We start from the raw sequence: 14037 nt of genomic DNA, 5'->3' as shown, positions 1-14037 counted from the left end.
ACGGTGTTTCGATCGCTGATTGCTACCCCCGGTTCTCGACGCCGTCGGGCGCCGGTGTGATGGATCGGTGCTGTGCGCCGAAGGCGCCGGCGGTCACTCCGCGGCCGGGGCCGGGCCGAGCACCTTGAAGACGGGCTTGCGGAAGGCGACGTCCACGCCGGTCTGGGTGGTGAACTGCACCAGTTCCAGGGAGAGCTGGACGAAGGCCGGGCCGTCGACCTTGTCGAGAGCGTTCTCCAGCTCGTGAAGGACCTTGAGCAGCTCCCAGGAGCCGCTGGTCAGCTGGCCCTTGCCGAGGTCCGGGGAGTCGGCGAGGCGGAACGTGACCTTGATGAGCGGCGACGGGCCCCGGCCGGACTTCGACTGGGCCTTGCGTTCGCTCAGAAGCGCCGGACACCCGCAGGGCGTACCCGCGTCCTCCGGCGGCTCCAGGAACTCGACACCGTCACACACGTGGATCGGCGGACCGGACCGGCCGAAGAGGACGAGCGAGGACTCGACGGCCTGGGCGCCGTCGATGATCAGACGGAGGCTGTCCGTCTCGGTGATGACCTCCAGGGAGTCTTCCTTGGTGGTCTCCCATGGTTCGACCGCGCCGCCCAGGAGCTTGGCGATCGCTTCGGCGACGGCCGGATCGCCGGTCGTGATGCGCCAGGTCGGCAGGCTGATCGGTCGGTCGTTGACGGTCTTGCCCGCGCGCAGACGGTAGGCGAGGTCGTCGGCGAACTGGGGCCGGGCCTTTGGGAACGCGGCGGGGTCGGTCTCGAAAATGCGGACAGCCAAGCTGCTGAACTCCTTGGGATCGGGAAAGGGGGTGGCCGCGGAGCGGCCGGCGGGGCACTACTTCGCGCGGCGCTGGGTGCCGGTGACGAGAGGGCCGACAGAGGCGGCGAGGGCCCGGCCGATGACGGTCCCCGACTGTTCGCGGTCCCAGTCGAAGATGCGGCGGAGGTCGCGGAATACGGCGAACACCTCCTCACCGGAGCGGACCGGCTTGAACGCCCAGCCCTGGTCGGTGATGTGTAGGACGGCGGCGCCGTACACCACCGGCATCGGCTCCTCGCTGCCGTCAGCGTGGATGATCCGCTCGGCGTGCCGGTACGCGCTCAGCTGGAGTGCGACCTCGGGGTAGGTGTCCCGGCTGGTCTTCCAGTCCACAATGAGGAGCTGGGGGACGCCGTCGGGGTCGAGGCTCCCGTCCTTCCCCAGCCGGACGCGGAGGATGGCGTCGAAGGACCCGGCGTAGCCGACGGTGTCGTTCCAGCACACGTCTTCGGCGTGGACCAGCTCCGGGCGGACGACGTCCAGAAACTCAATGAAATGCCGCTTGTACGGCTCAAGGTCGGGGCCGACCCGGTCCACCTGTTCGCCTCGGAGTAGCCTCTCGAACAGGTCGTGCGCATCGGACCCCACGCGGGCCCGGGCGCGGGTGTAGCGGGTCGCCGCTCCCTTGAGGTAGTCGACCGCTCCGGCACGATCCCTGGCCGCCATCTTGGCCACGAAGTCGATGCTGTCGACGGCGAGTTCAGCCACCATCCGGGCGTTCCAGAAGGCCAGGAAGGGCTTAGGGATCATCGACAGGACCGACGTCACGCCGGGGTTCTTGTCGTGCGTTTCCGGGTGCACGTACCACCGTGCCCCGCCTCGTCGGATCGTGCGGACTGTACCGCCCACGTTGCCCCCTCGGGGTTGGGTGCCTGTTCTGACACCGGTAGGGGCGCGCACACGTAGAGGGGCATGGGCATGCGAAAGGGCCCCGCCCGACCGGCAAGGGTCAGACGGGGCGCGGGAGTTGGGGTTACAGCGGGTTGGCGGCGTCGCGGATCTCGGCGAGCAGCTTCTCTATCGCGTCGAGCTGGCCGAGGAGGGCGTCGCGCTCCTCGCCCTCCATCATGCTCACCGGGGCGAGGGGGACGACGGTGAGGGCCTTGGCGACGTCGTCCAGCATGGCCGTCGGGGTGCTGGTCGCCGGGGCGACCGGGGTGGGTGCCGGGGTCTGCTCCTGCTCGGGTTCGTCGGCCGGGGCGGTGTCCCGGGCCGCCTTGTTGGCCTTGGCCAGCTCGCGGCGTCGGGCGGCGTCGGCCTTGCTCAGCTCCTGGCGGGTTTGCCGGGGGATGTTGAAGGCGTCGTGGACGAGGTCCGTCAGCGAGATGGGGCGCTGCGCCAGCTCCAACGTCTCGGTGGCCAGGTCGATGTGTTCCTGGTCGTCCTTCTTGATCGCGGCGTCCAGGTAGGCCTGGGCCGACTCGATGGCCTGGCGCTGCGACTCCTGCGCCTTCTCCAGGAGCGGGGCGTAGCGGGTCCGCTCCTCCTCGTCGGCGGTGTCGAGGGCCTGCACGTAGGGGATCAGGACGGCCGACATCTGGTTCTGCGCCGCCCGCTTGATCTGGTTCCTGATCTCCTTCACGTCCACCTCGTGGACGTCGGAGACCCGCTCGGCGGCGAGGTCGAACAGCTTCTTCACGGCCGCCTGGTACTGGTTGCTCTTGCCGTCCAGGCTCGGCAGGCCGTCCACGAGGATGTACCGGCGGAGCTGGAGCATGGTGTTGGCGACGGCCTTGCCGATGGAGATGGTCGTCCGGAAGGCGTCGGCGATCACGCCCGCCCCGGCGTTTAGGATCTCGGTCATCCCCTCGACCATGTTGAAGTCGGTGGTGGTCACCAGCGCTCGGGTAGGTGCCGCATCCTGGCGGGCCGCCTCCTCCCGGTCCTGCGTGGTCTCGATGACCTCAGGTCCCGGGACGATAACGGTGGGCGCCTCCTCGACGGTGGCCGCCTGGCGCTCGACTTCGGGCGCCTTCTCGGCGGTGACGGGCAACTCGACGGCGGCCTCGCGCTCGGTCGGCGCACCCTCGAAAACCCGGCCGAGCAGCTCGATCAGCTCGGCGGAGCACGTGTTGCACAGCTCGGCTTCCGCGTCCGTCGTCATCTCCACCCGGCCCTTACGATTGCAGAGAGTGACGCCGGTCATGTCGGCCGCGTCGGCCGTCTTGAACGCGTGGGGCTTGGCTCCCTTGCCGACCGTTCCGACGGCGAGGCCGGTGCGAACTACGGCCTTGACCAAGAGAGTTGAGCTCATCTTAGGATCCTTCCCTGCCTGCCGTTCCCGTGTGGCCCGGCGTCTGCTGGAGACCATACGGAGGCTGGACGGCCAGACTCCAGGGCGAATCGGAGGATTTATCTCCGCATTTCGTCACTGGGAGTGCTCGCCAATCGGCGCGCGCCGTCGTTCATCAGGGGGCGTCGGCGTAGTAGCGGCTCCCGTGCGTGTGCGTCGTCGACTGCTCCGTTTGCAGGTTCACCCGTCTAGGGCTGACGCTGGAAATGGGGGAGCTAGTGTCCACTGGCTACTTCTTTCTGAGCTCCAGGAGGCAGAAGTGCCACAGTCATTCCGGATCAGATACCGGGGTCAGAAAGGGCGAATACCTAAGAACTTTGGGCTGCCCAGCGTCATCCACACCCGGCACGCCGTGGTCCATATAACCGCCGGCGAGGTCAGGGACGGAGGTCCCAGCGAAGTCCAAGCTCCTGGCGGCCATACCGTTGAACAGGACTTCATCTACAACCTGGGCGACGCGGACGTGTGGGTCAGCAACATCTCGCCACACGGTGAGAACGACCACTTCCAAGGTGAGGAAGGCGGTGTCGAGTTCATCCTTCATGTGGACTACGGCCATCCAGTTGACGTTGGCGTCACGATCTGCGTTGACGACGAGCCGCCTGTGTTCATCGATAACGACAACTGAGGTTCTTGCGCATCAGAATGGGCCCGTGTTCGCCCATGCTCATGTCGGCACCACGTCCGTACCGGCGTCCCGTGTCTTGCCGTCCTCCACGCGCTGGACGGTCTCGCCGACACCGAGGGTCGCCGCGACGACGCCGAGGATCAGGGCGTCCGGCAGGTCCCGGACGTAGTGGGCGATCAGGGCCAGGACGGTGGTGGCAACGGCGTACAGGCGTGCCGGGTGGGTCTTCAGGAACTGGGTCAACTGCGCTCTCTTTCATGGTGGTCGGGTGCCCGCAGTGGGGTGGGTACCAGGTTGAGTACCGGCTAGCGGAGGAGCTGGACGACGGCGCCGACGACGGTGGCGAGCGTGGCGATCGGGAGTGCGTACTTCCATGCCTCCAGCGTCCGCAACCGTGCCTCATGGTCGGCGAGTTGGTCGCGGACCTCCTGCGTCTGCTCGCCGAGGGACCGGACGTCGGAGCGCATGCCCACGATCTCGTCGTAGATCTCGCGCGGGGACACCCGGACGGACAGGTCGTCGTCGCCCATGCCCCCTCCTTTCTGTCAGCCGGTCGGGACGCGCAGGCGGTCCCACGAGGTCTGGCCGGGAACACCGTCGGCTGCGGAGCCGCCGTATCCCAGGCGGCGCTGCCACGCCGCGTACGACCGCTGATCGGCGGCGCCCCAGTCGGGGCCGGGGCCGACGGCATAACGTCCGCAGCCCTCGGCGACCAGGCGCTCGCCCATGCGCGTGATCACGCCGGAGTGCCGGCCGGGCTGGAAGAAGTCGGCGCCGGGGAACGGCTCGATCCCGCCGGGCAGATAGCCGAGGAGGCGGCGAAGGCTGGTCTCGCCCGGAACACCGTCGGCGTCGGAGCCGGAGAACCCCAGCGACTGCTGGTAGTCCCGGTAGTTGGCCGTGTCGGCGTCGGACCACAGCGGGCCGGGACCCTCGGCGTAGTGGGAACCGAAGCCGGCCCCGACGAGGGCGCGACCCACGGCGGTCACGTGCTCGCCCTGGGCCCCGTACCCGTAGACGAGACCGTTGATCACGGTCTGCGCCCGGGACACGGTGGGCGCGGGGTTCCCGCCACCGTCGCCCCCCGTGCCGGCGGAGCCGCCTGCGGCCCCGAAGAGCGCGGCGGGGTCGATGGCGCCAGGATCGCCGTGGTCGTTCCCGGGCACGTTCGCGTGGCCGTAGTGCCCGCCCTGGTTCAGCCACACCGTCCGGTCCCGACGCGAACCCCCTGGGTAGGCGGGCGGGTAGCCCATCGGGAAGTGGTCGGGGATGCCCCACGACCGGATCGCCGCCATGAGGGCCCGAAAGTTGGGCCCCGGCTGCCAGTAGGAGGTGAACGGCCGCGCGGCGCGGGCGAGCACCTCGATCTGGATGCAGGCCGCCCCGACACGGTTGGTGCGGGTGGCACCGTCGTTGCGCAGGGCCCGCGCGCTCTGGCCGAGCGGGCCGTACTGGCCGATGCGGTCGGTCGTCGGGTCGTACAGGATGTGCGGCTCGGCCGCGATGTTCACCAGGTAGTTGCCGACGCTGTCGAACGCCCCGTCGCCGGCCCCGCTCTCGGTGGTGTGCCACACGACGCGGGCGGGCCCGTCCGGAGTGTCCATGGCGCCGCCGATGGACCCGGAGCCGATCCGCTCCGCTCCGGGAATCCAGTTGTCTCCCAATGCAGTTGCCCCCAAATAGTCGAGGGCGGGTACCAGGTTGAGTACCCGCCCCCTCGCGGGGGGCGCACGGGTCTACTGCGGCCCGGCCACGACGACGCCGGGAAGGAGTGCGATGTCGCCGACGGCGGTCTCGGGCGCGCCGACCGGGACGACGGGCGGGTCACGGCGCACGAGATAGCCGGGCAGCAGGACTGCCAACCGATCGGCGAGCAGGACGAGTTGTTCGTCGGTGAGGGTGACCGGTGCGGGCTCGGCCATGGTGGAGGCCTCCTAAGCGATGGGCGGGTCGGGGGCGAGTCCGGTGTCGGTGGGGAATCCGGGCGAGGCGGCGCCGCGCAAGGTGAGCGTCTGCTTCACCGCGCTGTCGCTGCCTGTGATCCGGTTGCCCACGACCCAGGCCAGGGTGTCGAGTTGGGCACCGGTCCGGTCGATGACCCGGACGACGTCCCCGAGGTGGATGCGCGGGTCGGGCAGGATCTCGACGTCGCCCAGGAGTGGAACCGGAAGCCGCCCGGCGTTGAGCAGATGGACGGCGAGGTAGGCCGCCGAGGTGATCTCCTGCACCCAGCCCCCGGCGTCGTGGTCGTAGACCTGGCGGCCGTACGCCTGCTGGCTCTCGCTGTTCTGCATGGTGACCCACGTGTCCTCGGGGCTGTTGTCCGTGGGCAGGGTGGGGGTGAGTACCGAGTACGAGGTCCCCTGTCCCCAGACCGGAGGGCGACAGAACACGTCGACGGTCGCGGTGTTGCGAAGGGTCATGGTGGTGAGGCCGTCGGTGCGCGTCAGCCCGACCTCCACGGCCCCGTGCACGGTCTCCGTGCCGTCGGAGTTGAAGAAGCTGAACCGGACGGACCCGGGTGCCCCGTCTCCGCGGGTGATCGGTGGAATCGCGTCGAGCTGGTCCTCGCCGGACACCCACGAGACGCTGATCGTCCGCCCCGGCGGGATGACCAGGAGGTCACCGGACGTCTTGTAGGTGGTCACGGCCTTCACCCGGGACCAGTTGCGCCACCGTACGCGTATCCAGTTGCGGCAAGCGTCGATCTCCTCCGTGGTCGTGAGCGCGGCCAGCTCGCGGGCCGAGCTGACGGTCAGGTCCGGCGTCGCCGGGGTAGAGATCCAGCGTGATCCGTTGCGCCACCGGAACAGCCCCGACTGGTCGAACTCCGCCGTCGACACCGTCGCGCGAGCGATCGCGGTGATGACGTCCCAAGCGCTCCCACTCACCACCGGGATCACCGTCAGGGGGTAGATGGGCGAGTCAAGGACCGCGCCCCGTTTCCAGTCGGACTGGGTGAGGTCGGACGGGATCGCCGCCATCGGGGTGAACTGCATGTTCTCGACGGCGAGGTCACCGAGGACCACGGACACGTCCTGGACCACGCCGGGCGGAAGCTTGATCTGGGGGATGTCCGCCCCAAGGCCGTAGATCGTGTTGCCGCTCGGCGGGGTGAGCCTGAACTCCACCGTCGTGACACCGTCGTTGGCGACCTTGACCCAGAACCCGACATGCCACCGGCCGGGCGCCTCGGTCCGCATCTGGTCGGGGTTCCACGTGAGCGACGGGTTGTCGCCCGGGAGGGTGTCCGTCGTCCCGCTGCTGACCCTCACCCGCCGGTTCGACCAGTCGATCTCCAGGGCGGTGCGCCAGTCCCGGTCCTCCGTGGCCCAGTGGATCTCCAACCGGGCCTGCTGGTTGGCGGACGCGGGGCCGGTGGTGTCGAACCAGCACTCGTGCCAGTAGCCGGCGCCGCCGAGGTTGCGGTTCAGCCCGCGCACCGTCGGCACGTACCGGGCGATGGCCTGGCCGGTCGCCGGGCCTCGCGCGGCTGCGGTGAAGGGCGGGTTCGGGTGGTCCCACCGGTTCCATCCGCCGGTGAGGGTGTAGAGGGTACCGACGTTCGCGGCGGCGCCCCCGTGGTAGCTCGCGTACAGGGTGCATCCGGGGCGTGGCGGCGGGGAGGTGTGGATCCCGGCGCGCCGCAGGAGGTGATCCATGCACCAGGTCGCCGAGGCAACCCAGTCCGTGGACGCGATCCCGGTCGCCCCCTGGTCGATCCCGCCGGACGGCCGGGGAAGCTGGGCGGGCATCCGCAGGCGCTCGGCGCCGTCGAGCGCGGTGACGCGGACGGTGTCGCCACCGGACTGGGCGGACCGGGACCGGATCTGTCCCCGGAAGGCCGGGAGGGACTCCTCGCCGAGGCCCCAGGAGTGGACGACGGACTGTCCCGGCCGGGCGATGTCGGCGGTGGCGTGGGGTGCCCACGGGCCGTACAACGCTGGTGCCGGCACTCCGCGGGCACCGCCGACGGACAGCTCCAACTGCGCGGACGCAGACCCGGACCACGCGCGCATCGCGTCGGGCAGGTCGGTGCCGTAAGCGGTTTCGAGCGTCCACGCCTGGATCTGCGCTCCGACGTCGACCCCTCCGAGGCGGGTGGCGTGCCGCTCGCTGCGGTCTCCGGCCCGAAGCGCGGCGGTGAGGGCGGCGTTAGCCTGCTGCACTGGTCACCTCCACCAGGTCGAGGGAGACGTCACGGGTATCCGGCTGTCCGGGCACGGTGCCCTGCGAGTAGCCGGTGATGCTGTACGCCGGGGTTCCGTCCCCCGGCGGTACGGTCGGCGTCCCGGTGTGGCGCGGGGCCACGGTCAGGGAGTTGGTGCCGATCTTGACGTTCGTCGCGGTGCTCGCGCCCCACTGGACGGCGGGCGCCACGAAGCCGACGCCGTCGGGCACCACGGCCTGGGAGGTGGCCACGGCGGTCACGGCCTGGCCGGTCGGTGAGAACCACTCCAGGTACGGGTAGCTCGCACCACCGATGGCGGCGAGCGTGGACGAGAGAGCGAAGGCGATCCTGTCCCCGGGCACGACGGGCCAACCGCTCAGGCCCACTGGGGGCTTGAACCGCAGAATGCCTCCGGGTCCCTGCCCGGCGTAGTTGACGACCACGTCGGCGCCGGAGTTGGCCAACCGCAGGTGTGGAGTGGTCGTCCACTGGTTCGGCGCGCCCATGCCGGTGAGCTGGCTGCCGGTGAGGCGTTCGACGGCGGGCGGGTCGGCCACGATGTCCTCGGGCCGGGCGACCCGCAGCAGGGCGGGCCCGGTGGTCGAGACGTCGGCCGTGGCGAACTGCACCGAGGGGGACGCGAAGGCGGCGCCCGCCGGGACGGCCTGGACCATCGGCCGGGTGGTCGCGGTACTGCGGCTGGTCGACAGCACGGTCCCGGCGGGGTCGTACCAGGTGAGTCGGAGCTCGGCGGCGATGGTGACGACGCCGGGCACCCACCAGGCGATTACCTGCCCCGGCGCCACCGGATATCCCGGCCACGATGGGTGGTTCCACCGAAGCGTCAGGCCGGAGGACGGCGTCGCCCCGATGGCGCTGATGACCACCGGCGCCCACTGGGTGCCTCCGCCGATCAGGGACACTCCCATGCTCGCCGTCCACTGGTCCACCGACCCGCGCCCGAGGGCCTGGCCAGCCGACAGCATGTTGTCGCCCAGTGGATCGACCACGACCACGGGGCCAGGGCCGTCGACCCGGCGAGCCAGGCGGTCCAGGTGAACCCAGTCGCCCCGGAGCATCCGCGTCCAGGCGATCTTGAGCCGCCGAGGCTGGACGGGCGCCGTCCACGTGGTCACGGCCCCCGACAACGCCCGGAACTCGGTGACCGTGAGGTCGGGCGTCCGGTCGTACGAGACGGCGGCCTCGTCGATGTCCCGAAGGGCCCCGGGCCGCCCGATCAACATCCCCACGTCTACCTCCTGCTGAGCTGTCGCGCCCCGAGGGACGAGGCACGGGCGATCTCCTGCGCCCCGATCTGGACCACCACATCCCGCCCGGCGACATCGCGCAGCAGCGACACCAGGTCGTCGGTGCCGGAACGGTCGGTCCAGGCGCCGGAGGAGGCCGGGGCCATCGCCGCGCCCGTGCCGACCAGGGCCGGGATGTCCGCTGTCACCCCCGACAACTGTCGGCGAAGGGTTGGAAGTTGGTCCGTGATTCCGGTCTGGAAACCACGGATGATCAGGCGCCCGTTCGGCGCGAGGATCTTGCGGTCCTTGGCCGGCGGGCCCTTCCAGTCCGGCAGCAGGTCCGTCACGGCCTTGAGCTTGTTCTTCACCTTCTCGATGCCGTGGTCGATGCCGCGCAGCAGGCCGCCGAGCAGGTCCTTACCGGCACCGAGCAGGAGCGAGCCGATGTCGCCCAGGGCGGACAGCAGGCGGCCCGGGAGCCCGGCGAAGTAGCTCACGGTGGTGTTGAACCCGCCGTCGATGGCGGCGGTGAAACCGGACAGGGCGTCACCGATGGTGCGCACGATGTCGCTGCCGAGCTGCTGCACGCGCTGCCACGCCGCCTGCGCCATGTCCCCGAAGAACCCGGGGATGCGCGCGAGCGTTTCGCTCACGAAATTCGACATTTCGCGGAGCGTGTTCACAAAGTGCGTCTTGACTCCGGAAATCAGTTGCTTTCCGTGCTCCCAGGCTCCGGAGAAGTCGCCTTGCAAAAGCGCCACGATCACCTGGAGGGCGGGGACGAGAATATTCGTCACCGCCGAGGAGAAGACGTTTGCGAAGACCGCAGCGAGATCGCCGACAATTCCGACCGCCTGAACGAAGAGCGGCAGCAGCGCCGTCAGCGCCTTGGACAGCAGCTCACCCAGGACGACCAGGAGCGGGGACACCGCGACCAGCAGCTCGGCGAAGGACGCGCCGACCTGGATCAGGGACGGCTGTAGTGCCGTGAGCAGCTGTGATGCCAGCTGGGCGCCGACCCCGAGAAGCAGGGCCAACGCGGCCAGGATCGGCCCCAGCAGCGCGGGCAGCTGCGCCAAGATCGGCGAGAGCGCGCCGAGCAGAATTCCCGCCAACTGGCCAAAAAGCTGCCCGGCGAGAATAAGGGCGGGGCCCAAGAAAGTCGCGAGCTGCGCTATCAGCTGTGTGCCGATCGGCAGCACCAGCGCAAGCGCGGAAGCAACCGCTGAGACGGCCGGGCCAAGGGCCTCTCCCAGCGAAACAGCCAGTCTGGAAAGGGCTGGCTGCAAAATGGCCGTTGCCTGCTGAATGGGCCCGGTCAGAACGCCGACCAGAGTGGCCAGCAGGGGAAGCGCCGCCTGAAGGGCGGAGGTCAGGACACCGGAGACCAGTGACCCGACGCCCGCGAGCGTCTGGAACAGCGCCGAGAACGCTGCCTGGGCCTCGGCCGTCCCGGTGAGCTGGGCGAGCCGCTGGGACAGCTCGGCGAGAATCGCCAGAACGCCGGCGCCCGCGGTCGCCGCCGGCCCGAAGACGTTCCCGAGGACGACGCCGACGTTCGCCAGTGTCGCGAACAGCTGGCGGGCCTGGGCGATGGCGCCCTGGATCGAGCGCTCAAGCTGGCCGGACTGGAAGGCCTTCCCGAGGCGGACCGACAGGTCGTCCAACCCCTTACCGGCCCGGTCGGTCAGGCTGGCGAAGCTGGGAGCGGCCGCCGCGCCCAACTGGGTGATCCCCTGAAGGATGACCGCCGGAAGGGCGGACATGTTGGCCAGACCGGCATTCGCCCCTGCGATGGCCTTGCCGAGCTGTCCGGATGCGGCGAGTCCGCGAGCTGTGTCGAGGACGCCGTGTCCCATGTCGTTGAGAGCTGCGGCCGTCCCCGTGAGCCCGGTCTTGAGGACCGGAAGGACGGTCCGTGCAGTGTCGCCCAGGGAGGATCCGAGGTCCTTGAAAAGGCTGGTCTGGACCGACTTGCGGACGTCGTCCCAGGCCGGGCCTAGGGCGTGCAGCTGCTGGACGAACGCCCGCGCGGGCGGGGTGAGCTTCGCGAGCGCGTCGGCGTCGCCGCCCAGGGCATCCGAGACGCCGGACATCCCGGTTTTGAGCGCGCCGAACGCGAGGCCTGCGGCCAGGACGGCGGGGGCCGCCAGGGAGGCGGCGGGCGCCATGGAGACCAGGCTCGACCCGACCCCGGCCAGGCTCGGGACGGTGCCGGCCTTGGCGAGAGTGCCGCCGACGTTGCCGATGACTCCGAGGAGGGCGGCGAAGCGGTTGCGGGCGGGGTCGCTGTCCTTGCCGAGGTCGGCGACGGAGGCCCGAAGGCGGTCCATCTCGGAGCGGTCGGCGTCGACCCGGGCGGGAATCGCCAACGGTGGGGTGAGGCCCGCGAGTTCGGCCCGAAGGCGTCGGACCTCGTCCTCGTCGAAGAGGAGTCGGACCGGCATCAGGATGCGGCCGTCCAGCTCCCGCATGGACTCGCGGGTGTCCGCCACCAGGCGCCGGTGGTCGATCGTGGCCCTGATCCTGACCTGGGCCCGGTTCTCGATCCGGTCCAGGTAGCGCTGGAGCGAGGTCGCGAAGTTCGACGTGTTCGGCAGGACGCGGACGCTCAGACGTCCTGTCTCCCGACCACCGGGTCCGGCCATGGCACCCCCCGGTGGTCGTGGCTACAGGTCGACGGCGAGCGGGTGGTGCGCGAGGTCCAGGGCGGCCCGCTTACGGGTGCCCGGCGTCTTCACCGGCTCGGGGTCGCGCTTGAGCTTGCCGCCGTTGACGCGGACGTTGTTGGCGTCGGCGAATCGGACGGCGTTGAGCAGGTGCGCGAGAAGGTGGGTCTGGAGGGTCCAGCCCCGGTGTTCGGGACCTCCGGCGAGGGAGGCGGTGAGGGCGGACTCCTCGGGGAGGTGCTCGGCGAGCGCCCAGGCACGGCGAGGCGACAGGCGGCCCCGCCAGACGTCGGCGAGGTCGAGGCCGAAGAAGCGCTGGAAGTCGGCCAGCAATGCGGCGCCGTGCCCGGCTTCGATCAGCTCGCCGAGGCCGGAGCTTCCCCCGGCTGGGTGGCCTCCTGCCACGCTTCGATCATGCGGACCTGCATGGCCAGGGGCCAGTCCTTCATCTCCGCGGCCATCGCCTTCGGATCGGAGGCGACCAGGAGGAGGAGGTCGCGCAGGTGCGGCGCGACGGTGTCGAGGTCGCCGTCCTGGCCGTCGCCGATGGAGCCGAGCAACACGCGGGCGGTGGCCATGCCCTCGGTGGGCAGCAGCAGGAGGTTCCGCAGCGTCACGGACACTCCGGCCCGGGTGGCGATCGGCAGGCCGGTGTATTCTCGCTCGACCTCGGCCATCAGGTCGGCGCACGACAGGACAGAACTCAACGGCACTCCAGAGGTGTTGTGGGTACTAGGTTGAGTACCCGGGTCAGGCGGAAGCGAGGGAGGCCCACTCGCCGATCGCGTTGCCGATCAGGGTGGAGCCGAGGAACGTTCCCTTGATCGGGAAGGCCACGAAGTCGTCGTTGCTCAGGCCGACGGCGTCGGAGCCCAGCAGGCTCACCCGGGGGTGCCACAGCGGAAGGAAGCGCTTGCCGTCCACGAGGACGATCAGGAGAGCCCGCGTCTGCGGGACCGGGTTGGCCGGGATGCGGAACGACCCGTCGGCCTGCACGGCCTCGGCGCCGGCACCGAAGTAGAGCTTGTACGTCTCCGCGTCGGCCTGGATCGACTTGAGGGTGACGGAGTAGGTGACGGACGGATTGGTCGCACGGAGCTTGGCGTTCTGCCAACTGCCCTTGACCTCTGGGTCGTCGCCATCGCGTCCGAACTCGGGCAGGTCATCGAGCGACGTGTGACCGACGTTGACCCACTTCGCACCGGGATTCAGCGGGTCCGTGATGGCCGTGGGCTTGGGCTCGTCCGGGGCTGCGGTGAAGATGTAGCCGCCCGCCGGGACGATGACGGAGGCGTCGGAAAGCGCCAACAGTGCACTCCTTAAAGGGTCTTGGGGTGGGGGCGCGTCGTGATGCGGTACGTCGCCTGGAACCGGAACAGGTCCGGCCCGGTCGTCGGGGCGCCGGTGCGCAGCTCGGCCGGTCCGCTCACGTCGGCCCCAGTGCTGAGGTAGCCGTCGGGGCCGGCGAACTGGGCACGGCAGGCGGCAAGGAGGACGGTGCGGGTGGTGCGGGCGAGGACGGAGACCTCGCGCCGGGTGGTGGCCGCGCACTGCACGTCGATGATCGCCGCGTCCACTCCGGCCGGGTTGGTGGCGGCCCCGGCGACCCGGCGGGCGACGACCAGCGGAAGGCGGGTGGACCAGTCGTCGGGCCACAGGACCCGGACGTTCGCCCCCGGGAGCCCGGCCCGCAGGGCGGCGGTGACCAGGGCGTCGGTGTCGGGGAGGACCGGGATCACGACATCGCCGCCTCGATGGCGTGGATCCCGGGAACGAACCGGCCGTCCGGGGTGAGGTGGCCGTAGTTGATCGAGACGACGGCGGGGTCCGCGATGGACACGGTGGAGTCGGTGCGGTCCACCTCGACCTTGAGCGACGAGGACAGGGCGCCAGTCGCGACGTGGGCGGCGACGACGGCCCGGACCAGGGAGGCGCGGCGCTCCAGCTCGGAGCGGATCTCCCGCCGGACTTCCGGGAGGTGGGCGACGACGGCGTTAGTGTTCGGCTTGACCTTGGCCAACCGTGTTCCCCCTCTTGCGGATCATCGCGGCGTCGTAGGTGACGCGGCGGTTGCCCCGGTAGTGCTGGACCTCGCCGACCACCGCCCACACGGCTCCATCCCACTCCACCCGCGACCACGGCCCCGCCGGTAGGGACCGGCTCCAGAGCCGGTACAACGTCTCGGTGGTGAACCCGGCGTC

16 protein-coding genes are annotated in these 14037 nt (G+C 70.3%); 1 reads left to right on the top strand and 15 read right to left on the bottom strand.

From position 1 onward, the window contains the following. Positions 1 to 93 precede the first annotated feature (93 nt). The 3 genes from ACYP53_RS27880 to ACYP53_RS27870 all read right to left on the bottom strand — a co-directional run bounded on the left by ACYP53_RS27880 (position 94) and on the right by ACYP53_RS27870 (position 3079). Positions 94 to 783: a recombination directionality factor gene (locus ACYP53_RS27880; protein ID WP_459649458.1), complete on the bottom strand. Its 690-nt coding sequence runs from the start codon at positions 781 to 783 to the stop codon at positions 94 to 96. A gap of 57 nt (positions 784 to 840) precedes the next feature. Further along, on the bottom strand, positions 841 to 1593 hold the full coding sequence (locus ACYP53_RS27875; protein ID WP_459649457.1) for a hypothetical protein: 753 nt from the start codon (positions 1591 to 1593) through the stop codon (positions 841 to 843). A 205-nt stretch (positions 1594 to 1798) separates the two neighbouring features. Further along, complete coding sequence (locus ACYP53_RS27870; protein WP_459649456.1) at positions 1799 to 3079, bottom strand: hypothetical protein; 1281 nt, start codon at positions 3077 to 3079, stop codon at positions 1799 to 1801. A 298-nt stretch (positions 3080 to 3377) separates the two neighbouring features. Between ACYP53_RS27870 and ACYP53_RS27865 the strand changes: the two genes are divergently transcribed. After that, positions 3378 to 3746 carry a hypothetical protein gene (locus tag ACYP53_RS27865; RefSeq protein ID WP_459649455.1) on the top strand — a complete coding sequence of 123 codons (369 nt, stop codon included), beginning with the start codon at positions 3378 to 3380 and terminating at the stop codon, positions 3744 to 3746. A gap of 39 nt (positions 3747 to 3785) precedes the next feature. Here ACYP53_RS27865 and ACYP53_RS27860 read toward each other — a convergent pair whose 3' ends face one another. The 12 genes from ACYP53_RS27860 to ACYP53_RS27805 all read right to left on the bottom strand — a co-directional run bounded on the left by ACYP53_RS27860 (position 3786) and on the right by ACYP53_RS27805 (position 13856). Then, positions 3786 to 3989 carry a hypothetical protein gene (locus ACYP53_RS27860; RefSeq protein ID WP_459649454.1) on the bottom strand — a complete coding sequence of 68 codons (204 nt, stop codon included), beginning with the start codon at positions 3987 to 3989 and terminating at the stop codon, positions 3786 to 3788. A gap of 62 nt (positions 3990 to 4051) precedes the next feature. After that, positions 4052 to 4276 (bottom strand): hypothetical protein, encoded by a 225-nt coding sequence (locus ACYP53_RS27855; RefSeq protein WP_459649453.1) that lies wholly within the window; start codon positions 4274 to 4276, stop codon positions 4052 to 4054. A 15-nt stretch (positions 4277 to 4291) separates the two neighbouring features. After that, a complete protein-coding gene (locus ACYP53_RS27850; RefSeq protein ID WP_459649452.1) occupies positions 4292 to 5350 on the bottom strand; it encodes a peptidoglycan-binding protein in 1059 nt (352 codons plus the stop codon). 132 nt (positions 5351 to 5482) lie between these two features. Next, a complete protein-coding gene (locus ACYP53_RS27845; protein WP_459649451.1) occupies positions 5483 to 5668 on the bottom strand; it encodes a hypothetical protein in 186 nt (61 codons plus the stop codon). A 12-nt stretch (positions 5669 to 5680) separates the two neighbouring features. Next, a complete protein-coding gene (locus ACYP53_RS27840) occupies positions 5681 to 7915 on the bottom strand; it encodes a hypothetical protein (protein WP_459649450.1) in 2235 nt (744 codons plus the stop codon). Next, positions 7902 to 9167 carry a hypothetical protein gene (locus tag ACYP53_RS27835; RefSeq protein ID WP_459649449.1) on the bottom strand — a complete coding sequence of 422 codons (1266 nt, stop codon included), beginning with the start codon at positions 9165 to 9167 and terminating at the stop codon, positions 7902 to 7904. Before ACYP53_RS27835 ends, ACYP53_RS27840 begins: the two co-directional genes overlap by 14 nt. Positions 9168 to 9169: 2 nt before the next feature. Next, complete coding sequence (locus ACYP53_RS27830; protein ID WP_459649448.1) at positions 9170 to 11815, bottom strand: phage tail protein; 2646 nt, start codon at positions 11813 to 11815, stop codon at positions 9170 to 9172. Between the two features lie 21 nt (positions 11816 to 11836). Beyond that, positions 11837 to 12241, bottom strand: a complete 405-nt coding sequence (locus ACYP53_RS27825) for a hypothetical protein (protein WP_459649447.1) — start codon at positions 12239 to 12241, stop codon at positions 11837 to 11839. Then, positions 12193 to 12543, bottom strand: a complete 351-nt coding sequence (locus ACYP53_RS27820; RefSeq protein ID WP_459649446.1) for a phage tail assembly protein — start codon at positions 12541 to 12543, stop codon at positions 12193 to 12195. Before ACYP53_RS27820 ends, ACYP53_RS27825 begins: the two co-directional genes overlap by 49 nt. Before the next feature lie 43 nt (positions 12544 to 12586). After that, positions 12587 to 13144, bottom strand: coding sequence for a phage tail tube protein (locus tag ACYP53_RS27815; protein ID WP_459649445.1), 558 nt, complete (start codon positions 13142 to 13144; stop codon positions 12587 to 12589). Positions 13145 to 13155: 11 nt separating this feature from the next. Beyond that, entirely contained in the window at positions 13156 to 13575 is a 420-nt protein-coding gene (locus tag ACYP53_RS27810) for a phage tail termination protein (RefSeq protein ID WP_459649444.1), read from the bottom strand. Next, positions 13572 to 13856 carry a DUF5403 family protein gene (locus tag ACYP53_RS27805; RefSeq protein WP_459649443.1) on the bottom strand — a complete coding sequence of 95 codons (285 nt, stop codon included), beginning with the start codon at positions 13854 to 13856 and terminating at the stop codon, positions 13572 to 13574. Before ACYP53_RS27805 ends, ACYP53_RS27810 begins: the two co-directional genes overlap by 4 nt. Positions 13857 to 14037: the final 181 nt, after the last annotated feature.

It is taken from the genome of Kitasatospora sp. Ki12 (assembly GCF_054601375.1).
The sequence above is the reverse complement of the archived record's forward strand: the minus strand, read 5'-3'. Positions and strand labels throughout refer to the sequence as shown.